This is a genomic window from Glutamicibacter halophytocola (genome assembly GCF_001302565.1).
GTDB lineage: Bacteria > Actinomycetota > Actinomycetes > Actinomycetales > Micrococcaceae > Glutamicibacter > Glutamicibacter halophytocola.
On sequence record NZ_CP012750.1, the window covers coordinates 2,075,187 to 2,092,712 of the forward strand.

Genomic DNA, 17,526 nt, shown 5'->3' on the forward strand with positions numbered 1-17,526 from the left:
AACTTCTCTTTCTTAGTCAACGAATGAGGCCGGCTCGGTGGCATCGGCGTTCTCTAGCGGCAGGAGGTCTACCAGTTGGTCGGAGGCTTCCGGGGCTAGCCGAACGACATCACCGATGACGATGACGGCCGGATTCGCCACTGCGGCCTTGCGGGCGCGCACTACAATCTCTTCTAGCGTACCGATAGTTGTGCGCTGCGTCTGTGAGTAACCTCGCTCAACTATCGCAATTGGCGTACTTGACGGCAAACCTCGGGTAAGCAATGTCTCAACAATTAGTGCCAAATTTGATACTCCCATCAGCACCGCAAGGGTGTGATCGGAGCGAATCGGCACATCGGCCAGTTCGGCATGGCCGCTCACCACGGTGAATCCTGCAGCGATTCCACGGTGCGTCACCGGGATGCCGGCAGCGCCGGGAACCGAAATGGCGCTGGTGATTCCGGGAATCACGCGCGTGGAAATCCCGTATTCGGCGGCGTAGAGCATCTCTTCCCCGCCACGGCCCAAGACAAAGGGGTCTCCGCCTTTAAGCCGGACCACGTGCTTTCCTTCAAGCGCGTGCTTGACCAAAAGCTCGTTGGTCTCATCCTGGGTCTTCACGTGGCAGCCAGGCGACTTGCCCACGTTGATCACCAGGACGTCATCGGACAAGTCGGCAAGCAATGCGGTGGGGCCAAGCCGGTCAGCCAAAACCACATCGGCGGACAAAAGCGCTTTGTAGCCGGCGACGGTAATCAATTCTGGATCACCGGGGCCACCGCCAATGAGGGTGATATGTCCTTTAGCCATTGTTGTCTCCAGTTCGGCTCATGCCGCGATCACGCAAAAGCTTGCGTTCAATCGGAGCAAAGAATACTAATTCGATCAGCACGCCAACCAGCAGGATGGTCAGGATCACCAGCATGACCAATGGCAGATCTGCCAGGTCGCGTCCACGCTGCAACAGCGAGCCTACGCCGAGGGCCAGCGAGCCGCCCACCGCGATCAATTCGGCCGCCATCAGCGAGCGCCAGGCGAAGGCCCACCCTTGGCGCAATCCTGCAACATAGCCTGGCATGGCAGCTGGCAGCTCAATGTGCATGACATGTTCCCATTTGGAGGCGCCAAGCACCTTGGACAACGCCTTGTACTGTGCCGGGATCATGTCGATTCCGGCGAGCAGCCCGTTGATGATGGACGGGATCGCGCCGAGCAGCAAAACCGTGTAAATGGTTGCGTCGCTCAATCCGAAGAGGATGATTGCCGCTGGAACCCACGCGATGGATGGCAATACCTGCATCGCCGATACCAGCGGGCCGACACCTTTGCGCAGCAAAGGCTGATGGGCCAGGAGCAACGCCACAGGGGTCGCAACGACCACCGCGATAGCGAATCCGCTAATGGCACGGAATAGCGATGTGCCCACCGCTGAAAGCAGCGATCCGTCGGAGAGCAGCTGTGGAAGCTTCTGGGCGACAGCCAGCGGGCCCGGGAAGAGATCCTCGCGCAGCGGGCTGGCCCAGGAAATGATCTGCCACAAGCTAATCAGTACCACCACGGTGAGCAACGGTGCGACCACTGCGTCCAGGCGGCTGCGCTGGCGCAGCTTTGAATGCTGCAATGGCTTCAACTCAGTTGGAGACTCGGTCAGTGAGCTCATGCTTCCGCTGCTCCTTTCTCAAAATCGTGGTTAGTTCATCTGCCAGTGCGGCCGCTTGGGCCGGGTCCTGGCGTAATTCGTCGGTGATCCGGCGGGTTTCCAGAATTCGTCCCGGATGCGAAGAGAGCACCAGGATCCGTCCGGACAGCCGAATTGCCTCGCGCACATTGTGCGTAACGAAGATGATCGTCTTTCCCGTTTGCTCCCACAAGGCGCGCAGCTGTTCATGGAGCATGTCGCGGGTAATGGCATCCAGCGCCGCGAAAGGCTCATCCATCAGCAAGACCTGCCGGTCCTGTGCCAGAGCCCTGGCCAGGGCTACCCGCTGGCGCATGCCGCCGGATAGCTCGTGGGGCTTTTTGCTGCTGGCGTGCCCCAGCTGAACAAGATCCAGCAATTCTTCAACTCGTGCTGGCCGCTTCTCTACCGGGTAACCGGCAAGCTTCAAGGCCAAGTCGACGTTTTGGCTGGCAGTGAGCCAAGGCAACAAGTTTGCGTCCTGGAACATGAAGGCGGCCCCGTCTTCAGGTACTTCCAGCCATCCAGAACTCGGCGCCAGCAAGCCGGCGATCATATTCAGCAAGGAGGATTTCCCGCATCCGGAGGCGCCGAGAACTGCAATGAATTCGCCATCTTCAATTTCAGCGCTGAGCCGGTCAATGACCAGCCCCGTGCCAGGATAGCTCAGCGATACTTCATTGAGTAGAACTCCCATTACCGCTCCTGTTGGTTGAGAAAGCGAGTGTCGACAAGCCCTTGTGCATCACCCGTGGAGCCAACTCCAACAGCGGCGGCATGGTCCACCAGCGTTTGGTAGGTTTCAGGCAATGGATCTTCGCTGAATGAAATCTGTTTCAGCGCAGAAGCGATCACTGACTCATCAAACGAACTTCCATTGGCCTTCACCAAAGCGGATTGCACGGCCTCGAGCTTTTGCTTTTCATCCGCGTGGTTCAACCAGCTGATTGCCTCTGTATTGGCATCCACCAATTTCTGGACTGTTTCCGGATGGCTTGCCAGGAAGTCCTGGGAAACAGCCAAAACTGTCGTCGGGAATTTTCCGTCAGGCCACAGCTGCGACTCATTGACCAGGCGATGGCCGTCGTACTTTTCCACCAGCAGCGACGCATAAGGCTCAGGAAGCCAAGCGCCATCGATTTCTCCGCGGCCAAATAGCTGGGCCACCGTGCCATTGGAACTCGGTGTGACGGTTGCGTCCTGGTTCAGCTCTAGCCCGTTGAGGTAATTTCGCAACGCCACGTCCTGGGTGCCGCCAAACTGCGGGCTAGCCAGGTTGCTGCCAGCCAGTTGCCCTGGGCTGTTGATCTGGTCGTTCACCACGAGGCTGGCACCGCCGTAGGCTACGCCAGATACCACCCGCAATGATTCGCCGTGGCTGGAGAGGTAGCTGTTCAACGCCGGGTTTGGCCCCAGGTATGCCGCGTCAATGGCACCGGAGTTCAGGGCTTCCACTGCTGCGGGTCCTGCATTAAAAACCTGGCTCTGCACCTTGGTTCCGTCTTCTTGCACCGCGTCCTGAAGAATTCCTTCGGATTGGGCAATCAGGGCTGGAGCATGCGTCAGGTTCGCGAAGTAGCCGACCTTCAGTTCGGCTGCGGGTCCAAGATCCGCAGCTTGCGCCTGCTCGTCGCTGGGCCCGGGTAACAAGGCCGTGACCACTGCCAGGGCAGCGAGCACCCCTACGCCTGCAAGCCCAAGAAACCTGCCGCCGTAGCCCGCCTCGGGACCATGGGCCGTCAAGCGCACACGATTGCCATGCCTTGCCGGTTCAGCAGTTTCAGGCCGCTTCATGTTTTTCCTCGATGATCCCCGCGGCCAGCGTTCGACCCGTGGTTGGATCGATCAGCAAGAAGCTGCCGCCGGTACGCGAGGAGGCGTACTGTTCAATTGCCAAGGCGGCTTGGCTGCGCAGGGTGATCCGGCCCAGGTCGTTGAGTTCCAGGGATTCGGCTGGCTGCTGCGAATAGTCGGCCACGTTGATCACGTAATCAATGGTCGACAGCTTGGCTGCGGCTACCTTGGTTCCATGCTTGATCAGCAGTCGCTGGCCGCTGGTGAGCTTTACCGGATCCAAGACGCAGATGTTCGCCTGGAATTCGCGCTGTGCCGCAGGCAGTTCACCGGCCACGATGGTGTCGCCGCGGGCAATGTCCACGTCCGATTCCAGCTCGACAACAACCGCCTCGCCGCCTTGAGCGCTCTGGGCTGGACCGGCAGGGGTGCTGATGGCCTTGACCCGGCTGGCTGCTGGCTGGCCGTTGGAGAGCACCTGCACGGCATCCCCCACGTTCAAGGTGCCGTCGACCAGGGTTCCGGCATATCCGCGGTAATCGCGGTAGGCTTCCGGATCCAGGCCTGGAGCGAGGGCGCCCTGCGGGCGAATGACGTACTGGACATCCAGGCGTGCGGTGCCGCTGCCGAGTTTCGGTTCCAGTTCTTCGAGCAGGCCCAGCAGGGTGGGTCCGGCATACCACGGAGCCGCCTGGGATGGTTCAACCACATTATCGCCCTGCAGCGCAGAGACCGGGATAACAGTGGTTGACTGGAGGCCCAGCTCCGCAGCCAGCGACAGGACTTCGGCTTCAATGGCGCCAAAGGCCTGCTCATCCCACCCAATCAGATCCATCTTGTTCACTGCCACAACCAGGTTGGGAACGCGCAGCAAGGCGAGCACGCCAAGGTGGCGGCGGGTCTGCTCAAGGACGCCATTGCGGGCGTCCACCAGCACGATGGCAACATCCGCAGTGGAGGCGCCGGTGACAGTATTGCGGGTGTACTGAACGTGCCCAGGGCAGTCCGCGAGGATGAAGGAACGCTTGTCGGTGGAGAAGTAGCGGTAGGCCACGTCGATGGTGATGCCCTGCTCGCGTTCGGCGCGCAGGCCATCGGTCACCAGGGCCAGGTCCAAGGTGCCATCGGACCCGCCGAAGCCCCGCTCGGCGCTGGTGCGGGCAATGTCATCCAGGGAATCGGCAAGGATCGCCTTGGCATCGTGCAAGAGCCGGCCAACCAAAGTGGACTTGCCGTCGTCTACCGACCCTGCAGTAGCGATACGCAATAGTGTGGTGGTCATTTTAGAAGTACCCTTCGGTCTTGCGGTCTTCCATTCCCGCGGCGGAAATGCGGTCATCGGCGCGGGTAGCCCCGCGTTCGGTGACGGTGGCGATGGCCAGTTCGTCGAGCACCTTGCCTACGGTGTCGGCGGCCGAGAGCACAGCTCCGGTGCAGCTGGCGTCGCCCACGGTGCGGTAGCGCACCTGCTTGATGATCACCGGCTCGTCATCATTGGGCTGGCTCACCGGGGTCAGCGCCCGCCACATGCCGTCCCGTTCAAAGACCTGGCGGCAATGCGCAAAGTAGATCGATGGCAGCTCGATGTTTTCGCGCTGGATGTAGGCCCAGATATCGCGTTCGGTCCAGTTGGAAATCGGGAAGGCGCGCACATGCCAGTCCGGCTCGTGGCGGCCGTTGTACAGGCTCCAGATTTCCGGGCGCTGGTTGCGCGGATCCCAGACGCCGAATTCGTCGCGCAGCGACAGGATGCGCTCCTTGGCGCGGGCCTTGTCCTCGTCGCGGCGGGCGCCGCCGAAGACGACATCGAAACCGTTGTTTTCGATGGTGTCCAGCAGGACACGGGTCTGCAGGCGGTTGCGGGTGCCATCTGGCAGCTCGGTCAGCTCGCCGCGGTCGATGTACTCCTGCACGGAGCCGACCACAAGGTTCAGCCCGTACTTTTCAACTACCGAATCGCGGAAGTTCAGGACTTCGGCAAAGTTGTGGCCGGTGTCGATATGCACCACCGGGATCGGCACGCGCAGTGGAGCGACGGCCTTTGCCAGCAGGTGCAGGACCACCACGGAGTCCTTGCCGCCGGAGAAGAGCAGACCTGGCTTCTCGAATTCGGCGAGGACTTCACGGATGATGTGGATGGATTCAGCTTCCAGGGCGTCCAGTACGCTGCGCTGGGTGCCGGTGGGGGCGTTAGCGGTAATGGTCATGGCTTGCTCCTTAGATGTGGATGCCGCATTCGGTCTTGTTCAGCCCGGCCCATCGGCCAGCACGAGGATCTTCGCCCTCGGTAACGGGCCGGGTGCACGGTTCGCAACCGATGGATGGGTAGCCGTTGGACAGCAACAGGTTCACGGGGACCTGCTTGTCGGTGGCGTAGTCGATCAGCTCGTCAAAGCTCCACGGTGCCAAGGGGTTGAACTTGACCAGCCCGTTCTTTTCGTCAAAAGCCACCAGCGGAGTATTGGTTCGCGTGGGAGCCTCGTCGCGGCGGACCCCGGTGAACCAGGCACTGTATCCGCCCAGGGACTTGGCCAGCGGGTCCACCTTGCGCATCTGGCAGCACTGCGCCGGATTGCTGGCAAAAAGATCCTTGCCATATTTTGCATCCTGTTCGGCCACGGTGAGCTCGGGAAGGACATCGACAATGTTCACGTCCAGGACGCGGGCCACCTCATCGCGGGTGCTGCGGGTTTCGACAAAGTGGTAGCCGGTGTCGAGGAAGAGAACATCGACCTTCGGAAGCTGCTCGGCAACGACTTGCGGAAGCACCGCATCAGCCATGGAGCAGGCCACGGCTACTTCGCTGGCGTCAAAGTGCTTGGCGGCAAAGGCGACAACCTCCGCGGCGCTGGCATCCCACGCCAGCTCTTCAGCTCCGAGCCGTGCGATTTCGCGCAGTTCTGCTTCGCTGCGGGTGCGGTTAGGGGTCTGCTGGCTCATTTCAGTTCATCCTCTTCGGCTCGGTGGGCCCAGGCGGCGAAAGACTCGCCTTCTGTGGCGGAAGCCGAGTAGTTCTTGACAACGCGTTCTACATATTCGGGGAGTTCATCGGCAGCGACTTTCAGGCCGCGGACCGTGCGGCCCAGGGCCGCTTCGCCATTTTCGAAACCGGCCAGGGTCCCGCCCAGGTGCACCTGGAAGCCGGAAACCTGTTCACCTTGCTCATTGGTGATCAGCTGGCCCTTGAAGCCCAAGTCGGCGGTCTGGATGCGGGCACACGAGTTCGGGCAGCCATTCACGTGCAGCGACAGCTGGCGCGGCAGCTTGCCCTCATGGTCGGCCAGGCGATCTTCGATTTTTGCCACGGCGTCGATCATGGTGTCCTTGGTATCCACGATCGCCAGCTTGCAGAATTCGATACCGGTGCAGGCGATCGCCGAACGCTTGAAGAGGCTCGGGTACGCTTCCAGCCCCAGGCTGCGGGCCGCACCGACAAAGCCCTTGACCTGGTCTTCGGCGATGTCCAGCGCAATGATCTTCTGGTGCGGGGTGGTGCGCAGCCGGGTGGATCCGTGTGCCTCAGCCAGATCAGCCAGAGCGGTCAGCGAGGTGCCCGAGACTCGCCCTGCTGGAGCAGTCAGCCCGATGTAGAACTTGCCGTCCTTCTGCTCGTTCACTCCGCTGTGGTCCCCGGCCTCGGTCGGCTGGACAGGCAACGGGCCGTCGGGCAGCTCATAGCCCAGGTATTCGTCCTGCAGCACCTGGCGCATTTTCTCGGTGCCCCATTCGGCCAGCAGGAACTTCAGGCGCGCACGGTTGCGCAGGCGTCGGAAGCCGTAATCGCGGAAAATCGAGACAATGCCTTCCCAGACATCTGGCGCTTGCTCTTCGGTGACGAAGGCGCCGAGACGCTCGCCCAGCCGCGGGCTGGCGGACAAGCCGCCACCCACCCAGAGGTCGTATCCGGGGCCAAGTTCCGGGTGGACGGTGCCGATCAGGGCGATGTCATTGATTTCGTGCACGACATCCTGGCTGGGGTGGCCGGTGATCGCGGTCTTGAACTTGCGTGGCAGGTTCGCGAATTCCGGCTTGCCGATGTAGCGGCGGGAAATTTCGGCGATCACCGGGGTCGGATCGATGATCTCGTCCTTGCTGATGCCAGCTACCGGCGAACCGAGGATCACGCGGGGAACGTCGCCGCAGGCCTCGGTGGTGTGCAGGCCCACGGCTTCCAGCCGCTGCCAGATCTCAGGCACGTCGACAACGTCGATCCAGTGGAGCTGGACGTTCTGGCGGTCCGTCAAATCCGCGGTGTCGCGGGCAAACTCGGTGGAGATCTGGCCGATGACGCGCAGCTGCTCAGTGGTCAGCGCACCACCGTCGATGCGCACGCGCAGCATGAAGTAGCGGTCTTCAAGTTCTTCGGGGGTCAGCGTCGCAGTCTTGCCGCCCGGGATCCCCTGGGCACGCTGGGTGTAGAGGCCCCACCAGCGGAAGCGCCCGTGCAGGTCCTCTGGGTCAATGGAATCGAAGCCCTGCTTCGAGTAGATTTCCTCGATGCGCTGGCGCACGTTCAGGCCGTTATCCGCGGCCTTCATTTCTTCGTTGGCGTTCAACGGCGCAGGGCCGTCGATTTTCCATTGGCCATTGGGCTTTGCCGCCCTCTTAGGACGAGCGGGTGTGGTTGTCTGCGTCATGTAATCCAGCGTAGAAACCCACCCCAGGGGGACGGCAAACGCAAGTAGTCACATGACCGCTGGTTGCCTACTGAGTTAGAACTTCGTCATTTGGCGACACATAACCGGCCTGTTTTAGCGTCTCTTGGAGACGCACGAGGAAACATTGCGCAATCGTTACGTCAGGTAAAAGAGGCCTTGTCACCACATCTGCTCCCGTGCTAGCGAGCTTGTACTGGAAGTATCCGTCGGCCAGCAAGGAACTCAGAACAATTACCGGACGCTTTAACGCGCCTTCAACAACTTCTGAGATCTGTGGTTTTGCTCCGGCGCAATAGCCAAAAGGCACGTCACGGTCTAGGATGCGCGAAATTTGCCCGGCGAGGTCGCGGACTTGGCGTTGGCCGATTTCAAGCCGGGTGCCCGCAGCGGCCAGGACGACCATTGGGTCACCGTCGAGATGCTCTTCAGCCCGGTCCGCGAGGACCTGGGCAAGCTCGGGCATCGGTCCCAGCGGGCCAGCCGACACAGTATTTTCTCGGGAATCCACGGCCTTGGCGATGTCGAGGGTGGTGTGCACGCCATCTGAAACCAGCAGCGGCAGAACCACTGCTGGTTCCGTATCCGGCAGTCCCGCCACCACGTCATCCAACGACGGCTGCTGCACATCCACGTAGGCCTCGTGCCAAACCAGCGAGGCTGGAATCTGGTCCTTGCCCAGCTCTTCGAGCTGGGCTCGCAAATCGTGGATCAGCTGTTGGCCGTTGGCATTGTCCGTTCCGTGCGATGTTGCAATTACGTGAATCGTGCGCTGGGTTTTTTGGCTCATTGAATAAATCCTCAACGGTGGGTTGCGCAACGATTATTTGGCGTTGCGGATTAGCTTGTGGTTGGCGGCTTGCGCCTGGGGCCGGATGACGATCTCGTCGAGATTAACGTGGGCTGGAGCGCTGACGGCGTAGCGAATCACTTCGGCGACATCTTCGGCCGTCAACGGATTGTCAACCCCGGCATAGACACTGTCTGCCGCGCTTTGGCTGCCAAGGCGCCGCAGCGCGAATTCCTCGGTTTGCACCAGGCCAGGGAGGATCTCGATGACTCGCAAGCCGTTTTCCACTTCTTCCAAACGCAAAGCCTGGGTCATGGCACGCTCGGCCGCCTTGGCGGCGTTGTATCCACTGCCGCCTTCGTAGCTTGCTAGCGCTGCTGTCGAGGTCACGTTCAGGACCGTGCCCCGGGCCTGGCGCAACTGTGGCAGCAGGGCGCGCGTGAGCCGCATCGTTCCCATGACATTGGCCTGCCACATGAATTCCCAGTCCTCGTCAATGGCATCGGCCCAGTATTCGGTGCCTCGTGCGCCACCGGCGCAATTGATCAGTGTATCGATGCCTCCTGCGGCTTCAACGGTCTTGGCCAATACCTCTACATCGGTCTGGACGCTGACATCCGCAGGGACGGAAATCGCACCCGTCTGCTGGGCAAGAGCTTCCAGTCGATCCGCACGGCGCGCGACAGCGAAAACGGTCCATCCTTGATTGCGCAGGGCTCGAACGGTGGCTTGGCCAATACCGCTAGAAGCGCCGGTGACAACGGCGGAACGAGGCGCTTGAAATTCTGTGTTAGTCATACCTACAACTCTATGGCTACTTCATTGCCAGCTGGTAAGGCGTGAATTTCTCTTACGTTTCAGGACCTCGAGATCCCAGCTGCTGTATGAGCAAATAGCAGGCGGCCAGGTGCTGTGGCCGTTGACCTCTGCTTTCTGCCCGGGATGCGGCCAAAATGCGTTTTCATCCGCCTTTGGCGGCATCGTGGCGCAGGCCATGGGAAACAATGCATTGTCGCTGTGCAAAACATGAAAGAATAAGGCTATGGCAGAAGAAAACTTGGGCACAGACACGCCCGCAACGGTTTCCGTTCCTGACAAGCCCGCTTTGGAAGGCTTGGAAGAACGTCTTTCGTCCCGGTGGCGCACCGAGGGCACCTATCACTTCAACGAGGACACGACTCGCGAGTCCGTGTACTCCATCGACACTCCCCCGCCAACGGCGTCCGGGTCCCTGCACGTAGGACACATGTTCTCCTACACGCAGACCGACGTGTTGGCCCGCTACCAGCGCATGAGCGGCAAGAACGTTTTCTATCCACTGGGCTGGGATGACAACGGCTTGCCGACCGAACGCCGCGTGCAGAACTACTTCGGGGTGCGCTGCGACCCGGCCAAGCCGTACATTGAAGGCTACCGTCCACCGGAAAAGCCGGCCAAGAACCAGCGCGACTGGGACGTTATCAGCCGCAAGAACTTCATCGAGGTGTGCGAGGAGCTGGCCGTCGAGGACGAAAAGGTCTTCGAGCAGCTGTTCACCACCCTGGGCCTGTCCGTTGACTGGCGGATGACCTACCGCACCATTGACGACAACTCCCGCGCTGCGTCCCAGCGTGCCTTCCTGGAGAATCTGGCCAAGGGCGATGCCTACATGTCCGAGGCTCCGACCTTGTGGGATGTCACCTTCCGCACCGCCGTGGCCCAGGCCGAGCTCGAAGACCGCGAAATGCCCGGCGCGTACTACCGCTATGGCTTCAACGCCGAGAACGGCGAGCAGGTCTTCATCGAGACCACCCGTCCGGAGCTGCTGGCGGCCTGCGCCGCACTGGTGGCCCACCCGGATGACGAACGCTACCAGCACCTGTTCGGCAAGACCGTCACCTCCCCGCTCTTCGGCGTCCCGGTCACCGTGCACCCGCACCCGCTGGCCCAGGCCGACAAGGGTTCGGGCATCGCCATGGTGTGCACTTTCGGCGACTTGACCGACGTGACCTGGTGGCGCGAACTGCAGCTGCCAACCCGTCCCATCATCGGGCGCGACGGCCGCATCCTGGCCGAGACCCCGGAGTGGATCACCACCGAGGCCGGCAAGGAATCCTACGCCCAGATCGCCGGCAAGATGGTGTTCTCCGCCAAGGAAACCATGGTCGAGCTGCTGACCGACGCGGGCCTGCTTGACGGAGAACCGAAGAAGATCTCGCGTCCGGTGAACTTCTTCGAAAAGGGCGACAAGCCCCTGGAAATCGTGACTTCCCGCCAGTGGTACATCCGCAATGGTGGCCGCGATGAAGAGCGCCGCGACCAGATGATTGCCCGCGGCAAGGAAATCGACTTCCATCCTTCGTTCATGCGCTCGCGCTACGAGAACTGGGTATCGGGCTTGAACGGCGACTGGTTGGTCTCCCGCCAGCGCTTCTTCGGCGTCCCGGTACCCGTGTGGTACCAGGTCGACGAGCACGGCGAGCCGAACTACGACGCGCCGATCCTGCCGGCCATCGAGCAGCTTCCGGTTGATCCGGCCGCGGATGCGCCAACCGGCTACACCGAGAATCAGCGTGGCACCGCTAATGGCTTCATCGGCGACGCCGACGTCTTGGACACCTGGGCCACCAGTTCGCTGACTCCGCAGATCGCGGGCCGCTGGGGCCGCGATGACGAGTTCTTCTCGAAGGTCTACCCGTTCGACCTGCGCCCGCAGGGCCACGACATCATCCGCACCTGGCTGTTCTCCACCGCCGTCCGCGCAGATTCCCTGCACGCCAGCGCCCCGTGGAAGCACGCAGCGATTTCGGGCTGGATCCTGGATCCGGACCGCAAGAAGATGTCGAAGTCCAAGGGCAACGTCGTGGTTCCCAACGAGGTGCTGGAGAAGTTCGGCGCCGACGCCGTACGCTATTGGGCAGCCAGCGCCAAGCTGGGTGCCGATACCGCGTACGAAATCAACCAGATGAAGATTGGCCGCCGCCTGGCCATCAAGATTCTGAATGCTTCGAAGTTCGTGCTGAATTTGGGCGCCACCGAGGCCAACGTCTTGACTGACGATGCTTCGGTTGTCACCAACGGTCTGGATCGTTCACTGCTGGCACGCCTGTTCACCGTGATCGAGGACGCCAAGCGCGCCTTCGACAACTACGATTACGCGCGCGCTTTGGATATCACCGAGTCGTTCTTCTGGTCGTTCACCGATGATTACGTGGAACTGGTCAAGGACCGTGCGTACGGCGGCCATGGCGAGGCCGAGCAGGCCAGCGTCCTGGCTGCGTTGGCTACGACGCTGGATTCGGTCCTCCGCCTGTTCGCGCCGTTCCTGCCCTTCGCCACCGAAGAGGTCTGGGGCTGGTGGCGCACCGGCTCGGTGCACCTGACCCAGTGGCCGGGCACCGATCACTTGGCCAGCGCCGTCGAGGGCGCCGATCCTGCGGTTCTCCCGCTGGTTGGCGAAGCCCTTTCGGGCATCCGCAAGGCCAAGTCCGATGCGAAGGTCAAGCAGCGCACCGAGGTGCTGTCGGGCGAAATCCACGCATCCCCGGCGCAGGTAGCTCAGTTGCGCGCTGGTTTCGAGGACCTGAAGTCCGCAGCCAACGCACGCGAATTGACACTGGTTGAAGCAGAAGGCGAGCTCACGGTAACCAACGTTGAGTTGGCACCTGCTGAAGAAGCCTAGTTTCAAGTAAACGCATTGGGCGGCCATTCCTCTTGGAATGGCCGCCCAATGCGTTTCAGCTCTTCTCCTCCCCCGCTTTTTGCTTTGGCGGTGAAGGGCGGATGAGTTTTCTTGGTTTTGCCTGGCGCCGGCGTTCTTCGTTGAAGTGCTCCAGTTGCTCCTCAGCGCCTTGCTCTAAATCATGCCGTTGCGGTGGGCGGCTGGGCCCGTCTTTTGAAGAATGCTCTTGTGGCATCGTCTCTTCTTTCTCCTTGAAATGCCTCGAAAAGCCTCATTGCTTTTCCTCCGCCCACCTTCAGCGATCTAGCTTTGCGCGTTCTGATACGCTTGCTGGATTACCGAGCCCCAGTATGGGCCGAACATCGTGTTGCGAACGGTGTTGTAGCCGAAGCTGTTTACCGAGTTCTGGTACGACGATGAGCCCGAGCCCAAGAACCATGGTCCGCCCGAGGAACCGCCAGTCATGTTGCAAGGAATACCTTGCGACTGAGTCTGGCCAAATGGATCGTCGGTTGCCGAACCGGCACAGGATTGCAGAGTCTCACCATTGAATGGTGAAGCAGCTGGGTAACCATAGGCTGTATAGTACTCACCGCGCGGCTGGTTGAAGGCAACACCCGAAGCGCCAACGGTGTCGGTTAGTGTCGTGCCATTGCTGTTCGAAACCACAGCGAAGCCCGTGTCGTAGGTGATGTCGCCATCATCTGACCACTGGGCGGTAGTGACCAGTTCGGTGGCGGCGAAGGAACCGTAGGGCGCATTTCCATTTTCATAGGCAGGTACGAAAACCCAGCGAGTTGCAAATGCGCCAGGGCCCTCGTTCAAGCAGTGGCCCGCGGTGGACACCGTGGATTCGTTCGTTGACACGACTGAATTGCCGGAGCAAACATAGTCCTGCCCGCCGAGGGTGAAGAACACCTTGCCGATATGCGATACAGGCGCCACTTGTCCGCGGGTTTTCCCGCCAGCTTTTGTACTGATTTTTCCTGCTTTAGCGTTGGCTGACTGGCCAGGAACTTTGGAAGCTTTGCTGGTATCCACCTTGGCTGCGGATCCCGACTTGCCAGCGACCAGTGCGTCAGCGCTCTTGGCAGCCTTCATTCGGTCGGCAGTCCAATACTCAAGTGCCGAATCAGACTTCTGCGACGATATCTTAATCGATTTGATGTCATCGTTTGTTGAGGTGGGTGCCGCGCTGGCCATTGGTGCAACGCTGAGCATCATAGCGCCTGCCAAAAGTGCGGCTCCGGCCAGCCTTCGCCTGCCTTTGACCTTCGAGGAATCCGACTTTACTGAACGAACTTGCACGATATAACTCCTTGTCCAGTGGCAGATGGCCACTATCGATGGGTGTGCCGCAGCACTCGTGCAAATTAGTCAAACACACACTTCACACAATTTCTATAGGAATTTTTTCCTCCGCTAACGTCGACGAACGCGGCGGTTTAGCCTGCGAACATGAAGCAACTCAGGTTCTTCACAGGTAAATCCGGGCCGTGCGATTCAGGAGACGAGACGACTCGTTACGTAGCGATCAGTTCCCGGCGACCAGGACAGTCCCAGAAAATTCGGTTTAGCCAGCTCTCAACCGAGGAACCCCCAGACATTCGAAACACCTGGGTTGCACTCAATAAAATTATGAAAGAAAAACTTCGGTATCAGGTACTTTATGCACCCGGGCCGGTCTTGAAGAGTGCAAAAATTAGTTACCGTTGTCGTTCAAAAAAGGACTTATTGAACCGTTGGCCTCCTTGAACCAGGACGGTGCCGGCTCCTTCTCGAACCAAGATGTTGCGCAGTACTCCAATAGCGGACGTAAGCCGAATTCACTCAAGCAAAGCCGGTGGGTCAGTGGTTCGTGAGTTCACGCATGCGCGTGCGCAAAAGAGGCACTGACGCCATTCCAAGAATTCCCGCGGCAACAGCGGTGATGATGAAACTTGTGGCCAAGCCACCGGTAATCTGGTCAAAAATGGCGCGTGCCAGTTCCCTATCCATGTTGGCCAGTAAGCGCTCTTGGATAAAGTCGGGAATCACGGTTTTAATTGCGATGAAGCCCAGCGCGGTGACAACAGCGAGCCACAACAACGATTTTGAGAGGTACCGCGGAGCGAGCAGGATTCCGGCAACAAGCAAAGCGGCGTTCAGGTAGATTGCCCACGGTCCAATATTGCCAACCACCAGGTAAGCCTGTTTCACCATGGGCAGCGCATCGTTCTGGATCAATTTCAATTGCCAGTCGAAATGGCCCGATACGGGTAGATCCGGAATACCCAATCCAGTCAATGTCTTTGAAATCCCGGCGAATACTGCGTCCAGCTCGAAAGTTAGATTTCCTGCCTGGTCAAGAGAAGCTGAACTCTGACCAGTGAAGATTTGATCTGTTCGTTGATGACTCGCACGTAGCGCCGATTGCCAGTTCGTAGCGAAATTCTCAGATTGAACGACTCGCAATGCAGCATTCTCAATTGTCTCGTTTGCCTTTGATGCCAGCTCTTCAGCGGGGATGAGACGCGACAACCATCCTGAGCCAGCGACGGCGTCAAGGCGTTCCTCAATCCGAAGCTGCCCGGAAATTGACTGCGCGACTTGGCCAGAAACCAGTTCTTGGAGTTTTTGATTCTGCGCCAGAGGGCCCAACGTCTTTACAAAGCCGTCGGTATTGGTCAGATGCCCTGAGGCCCATAGAGCTCCGACCGAAAACGGGGCCACGATCACGCCCACAACTATGCAGGCAATGGACACTATTTTTCGCCAGAGAGGCATATGCACACGACTTTCCACAACGTACTCCCTAGATAAGGTGGCCACCTATCCCCCGGTGGGAATAATTCTGATGATGACCACTGAAAGTGCCAGCTTTACCCAACGCGATGTCCAAGACTTAACGCAACGAAGGACGCCCCTGAATTGTGAGCGTCCTTCTATCGGTGCATCCGGAATACTTACTTGAAGGTTGGGCTCTCGGTACGAGTGCGCTTCATTTCGAAGAAGTATGGGAACGATGCCAGCTGTGCTGCTGCATCAAACATCTTTCCTGCGTCTTCACCAGTCGGAACTCGGGTGATAACCGGCCCGAAGAAGGCCACACCGTCCACAGCTACGATGGGAGTGCCCACGTCTTGGCCGACCTTGCTAATGCCGGTTTCGTGGCTGGCTCGCAATGCTTCGTCGTTGGCATCGGTATCGGCTGCCTCGGCCAGTTCTGCAGGCAGACCGGTCCTCTCAAGCGCCTTCTTGATCACTTCGCCCCGGTCGGAGATTTTCTCGTAATGGAACAGCTCGCCCATGGCAGTGTAGAGGCTGTCCTTGACTTCTTCGCCATGCACTTCTGCAGCTTTCAGAACTACGCGCACCGGACCCCACGACGAATCCATCACTGCACGATAGTCTTCAGGCAAATCCCGGCCCTCGTTGAGCACCGATAGGCTCATGACGTGCCAAGAAACGTCAATGTCACGCACCTTTTCAACTTCCTTGATCCACCGGCTCGTTGCCCAGGCAAATGGGCAAATTGGATCAAACCAGAAATCAACGTGCTGACGCTCAGCCATGCGTTACCAACTTTCCTACGAAAATCAAACTATTGATCAATGAACGGGTTAGGCGGACTTCTTGTCGCGCTTGGCGACCATTGCGTGTGACAGCATTGCCGGTTCCTCACCGTCAATGACCGTGGCACGTGTCACGACAACTTCAGCAACATCTTCACGACTTGGCAGGTCAAACATGACCCCACCAAGAGTTTCTTCCAGGATCGACCGCAGCCCGCGGGCACCAGTCTCGCGTTCGATGGCCAGTTCCGCAACGGCATCAAGCGCCGACTGATCGAAGCTCAGTGCAACCCCATCCATCTGGAACATCTTCTGGTACTGCTTGAGCAAAGCGTTCTTGGGCTCAGTCAAGACACGAACAAGTGCTTCCTTGTCGAGATGTTCAACAGTGGTGATCACTGGAAGGCGGCCGATAAATTCCGGAATCAATCCGAACTTTAGGAGGTCTTCGGGGCGAACGTCCGAGTACGATGCTGTCTCGTTCTTGAGCGCCGTCAAAGGAGCGCCAAAACCGATACCCTTTTGTCCTGCGCGGGAGGAAATGATCTCTTCTAGACCCGCGAAAGCGCCGGCAACAATGAAGAGAATATTGGTGGTATCCAATTGAATGAAATCCTGGTGCGGGTGCTTTCGACCGCCCTGCGGTGGAACAGCAGCAACAGTTCCCTCAAGAATCTTCAACAACGCCTGCTGGACACCTTCACCGGAAACGTCGCGCGTAATCGACGGGTTCTCGCTCTTGCGGGAGATCTTGTCGATTTCGTCAATGTAGATGATGCCGGTTTCGGCTTTCTTAACGTCGTAGTCTGCTGCTTGCAACAACTTCAACAGGATATTCTCGACGTCTTCACCGACATAGCCCGCTTCAGTCAAGCTCGTCGCATCAGCTACAGCAAAAGGAACGTTTAGTTTCTTGGCCAGGGATTGTGCGAGATAGGTCTTGCCACAACCGGTCGGACCAATCAACATGATGTTCGACTTTGAGACCTCGACTTCCCCCAATGGGTCATCATTAGTCAATGCCGCCACGGGTCCATGATCCTGGTTTCCATGGATGCGCTTGTAGTGGTTGTAGACAGCGACCGAAAGCGCGCGCTTGGCGTTCTCCTGGCCGATGACGTACTCCTGCAGCGAGTCAAAGATCTCTCGTGGCTTAGCCAAGGAGAACTCCTCATGCACCTGTTCTTCTGCAAACTCTTCAGCAATGATTTCGTTGCAAAGTTCAATGCACTCAGTACAAATGTAGACACCATGGCCTGCAATTAGCTTCTTAACCTGCTTTTGGCTCTTCCCGCAGAAAGAGCATTTCAGCAGATCCGAGCCTTCACCCATGCGTCCCATCGCACCATTCTCCTGTTTACTTGAGTAGCTGTGGACTTACTCAATTCTAGGCTAGTTGTCCCCCAAATTAG

The 17,526-nt window shown here is 59.2% G+C and carries 15 protein-coding genes; 1 reads left to right on the plus strand and 14 read right to left on the minus strand.

What is annotated here, in order from left to right; all coding sequences use genetic code 11:
• Positions 1-12 precede the first annotated feature (12 nt).
• The 10 genes from cobA to AOZ07_RS09580 all read right to left on the minus strand — a co-directional run bounded on the left by cobA (position 13) and on the right by AOZ07_RS09580 (position 9,697).
• Complete coding sequence (cobA, locus tag AOZ07_RS09535; protein ID WP_060701787.1) at positions 13-792, minus strand: uroporphyrinogen-III C-methyltransferase; 780 nt, start codon at positions 790-792, stop codon at positions 13-15.
• On the minus strand, positions 785-1,642 hold the full coding sequence (locus AOZ07_RS09540; RefSeq protein WP_060701788.1) for an ABC transporter permease: 858 nt from the start codon (positions 1,640-1,642) through the stop codon (positions 785-787). The genes cobA and AOZ07_RS09540 overlap by 8 nt, the downstream gene beginning before the upstream one ends.
• The gene (locus AOZ07_RS09545; RefSeq protein ID WP_060701789.1) at positions 1,614-2,357 is read right to left on the minus strand and encodes an ABC transporter ATP-binding protein; all 744 of its coding nucleotides are present in this window, start codon (positions 2,355-2,357) and stop codon (positions 1,614-1,616) included. Before AOZ07_RS09545 ends, AOZ07_RS09540 begins: the two co-directional genes overlap by 29 nt.
• A complete protein-coding gene (locus AOZ07_RS09550; protein WP_060701790.1) occupies positions 2,357-3,454 on the minus strand; it encodes an ABC transporter substrate-binding protein in 1,098 nt (365 codons plus the stop codon). The genes AOZ07_RS09545 and AOZ07_RS09550 overlap by 1 nt, the downstream gene beginning before the upstream one ends.
• A complete protein-coding gene (locus AOZ07_RS09555) occupies positions 3,441-4,736 on the minus strand; it encodes a sulfate adenylyltransferase subunit 1 (RefSeq protein ID WP_236995161.1) in 1,296 nt (431 codons plus the stop codon). Before AOZ07_RS09555 ends, AOZ07_RS09550 begins: the two co-directional genes overlap by 14 nt.
• Before the next feature lies 1 nt (position 4,737).
• Positions 4,738-5,661, minus strand: a complete 924-nt coding sequence (gene cysD / locus AOZ07_RS09560; RefSeq protein WP_060701792.1) for a sulfate adenylyltransferase subunit CysD — start codon at positions 5,659-5,661, stop codon at positions 4,738-4,740.
• Between the two features lie 10 nt (positions 5,662-5,671).
• Entirely contained in the window at positions 5,672-6,394 is a 723-nt protein-coding gene (locus AOZ07_RS09565; RefSeq protein ID WP_060701793.1) for a phosphoadenylyl-sulfate reductase, read from the minus strand.
• Positions 6,391-8,091 carry a nitrite/sulfite reductase gene (locus tag AOZ07_RS09570; protein WP_060701794.1) on the minus strand — a complete coding sequence of 567 codons (1,701 nt, stop codon included), beginning with the start codon at positions 8,089-8,091 and terminating at the stop codon, positions 6,391-6,393. Before AOZ07_RS09570 ends, AOZ07_RS09565 begins: the two co-directional genes overlap by 4 nt.
• Positions 8,092-8,158: 67 nt before the next feature.
• Positions 8,159-8,899 (minus strand): sirohydrochlorin chelatase, encoded by a 741-nt coding sequence (locus AOZ07_RS09575; RefSeq protein ID WP_060701795.1) that lies wholly within the window; start codon positions 8,897-8,899, stop codon positions 8,159-8,161.
• Positions 8,900-8,932: 33 nt separating this feature from the next.
• Positions 8,933-9,697: an SDR family oxidoreductase gene (locus tag AOZ07_RS09580; RefSeq protein ID WP_060701796.1), complete on the minus strand. Its 765-nt coding sequence runs from the start codon at positions 9,695-9,697 to the stop codon at positions 8,933-8,935.
• 244 nt (positions 9,698-9,941) lie between these two features.
• Between AOZ07_RS09580 and valS the strand changes: the two genes are divergently transcribed.
• Positions 9,942-12,560: a valine--tRNA ligase gene (gene valS / locus AOZ07_RS09585; protein ID WP_060701797.1), complete on the plus strand. Its 2,619-nt coding sequence runs from the start codon at positions 9,942-9,944 to the stop codon at positions 12,558-12,560.
• A gap of 303 nt (positions 12,561-12,863) precedes the next feature.
• Here valS and AOZ07_RS09590 read toward each other — a convergent pair whose 3' ends face one another.
• From AOZ07_RS09590 to clpX, 4 genes are all read right to left on the minus strand, one after another.
• Complete coding sequence (locus AOZ07_RS09590) at positions 12,864-13,868, minus strand: trypsin-like serine peptidase (RefSeq protein ID WP_060701798.1); 1,005 nt, start codon at positions 13,866-13,868, stop codon at positions 12,864-12,866.
• A 540-nt stretch (positions 13,869-14,408) separates the two neighbouring features.
• Positions 14,409-15,344 (minus strand): hypothetical protein, encoded by a 936-nt coding sequence (locus AOZ07_RS09595; RefSeq protein WP_146275269.1) that lies wholly within the window; start codon positions 15,342-15,344, stop codon positions 14,409-14,411.
• A gap of 161 nt (positions 15,345-15,505) precedes the next feature.
• Positions 15,506-16,114 (minus strand): mycothiol-dependent nitroreductase Rv2466c family protein, encoded by a 609-nt coding sequence (locus AOZ07_RS09600; RefSeq protein WP_060701800.1) that lies wholly within the window; start codon positions 16,112-16,114, stop codon positions 15,506-15,508.
• Positions 16,115-16,162: 48 nt separating this feature from the next.
• Complete coding sequence (clpX, locus tag AOZ07_RS09605; RefSeq protein ID WP_060701801.1) at positions 16,163-17,455, minus strand: ATP-dependent Clp protease ATP-binding subunit ClpX; 1,293 nt, start codon at positions 17,453-17,455, stop codon at positions 16,163-16,165.
• Positions 17,456-17,526: the final 71 nt, after the last annotated feature.

What these genes read in the sequence shown, in the direction of transcription:
- cobA (WP_060701787.1), bottom strand. Translation starts at nt 792, where the DNA reads ATGGCTAAAGGACATATCACCCTCATTGGCGGTGGCCCCGGTGATCCA.
- AOZ07_RS09540 (WP_060701788.1), bottom strand. Translation starts at nt 1,642, where the DNA reads ATGAGCTCACTGACCGAGTCTCCAACTGAGTTGAAGCCATTGCAGCAT.
- AOZ07_RS09545 (WP_060701789.1), bottom strand. Translation starts at nt 2,357, where the DNA reads ATGGGAGTTCTACTCAATGAAGTATCGCTGAGCTATCCTGGCACGGGG.
- AOZ07_RS09550 (WP_060701790.1), bottom strand. Translation starts at nt 3,454, where the DNA reads ATGAAGCGGCCTGAAACTGCTGAACCGGCAAGGCATGGCAATCGTGTG.
- AOZ07_RS09555 (WP_236995161.1), bottom strand. Translation starts at nt 4,736, where the DNA reads ATGACCACCACACTATTGCGTATCGCTACTGCAGGGTCGGTAGACGAC.
- cysD (WP_060701792.1), bottom strand. Translation starts at nt 5,661, where the DNA reads ATGACCATTACCGCTAACGCCCCCACCGGCACCCAGCGCAGCGTACTG.
- AOZ07_RS09565 (WP_060701793.1), bottom strand. Translation starts at nt 6,394, where the DNA reads ATGAGCCAGCAGACCCCTAACCGCACCCGCAGCGAAGCAGAACTGCGC.
- AOZ07_RS09570 (WP_060701794.1), bottom strand. Translation starts at nt 8,091, where the DNA reads ATGACGCAGACAACCACACCCGCTCGTCCTAAGAGGGCGGCAAAGCCC.
- AOZ07_RS09575 (WP_060701795.1), bottom strand. Translation starts at nt 8,899, where the DNA reads ATGAGCCAAAAAACCCAGCGCACGATTCACGTAATTGCAACATCGCAC.
- AOZ07_RS09580 (WP_060701796.1), bottom strand. Translation starts at nt 9,697, where the DNA reads ATGACTAACACAGAATTTCAAGCGCCTCGTTCCGCCGTTGTCACCGGC.
- valS (WP_060701797.1), top strand. Translation starts at nt 9,942, where the DNA reads ATGGCAGAAGAAAACTTGGGCACAGACACGCCCGCAACGGTTTCCGTT.
- AOZ07_RS09600 (WP_060701800.1), bottom strand. Translation starts at nt 16,114, where the DNA reads ATGGCTGAGCGTCAGCACGTTGATTTCTGGTTTGATCCAATTTGCCCA.
- clpX (WP_060701801.1), bottom strand. Translation starts at nt 17,455, where the DNA reads ATGGGACGCATGGGTGAAGGCTCGGATCTGCTGAAATGCTCTTTCTGC.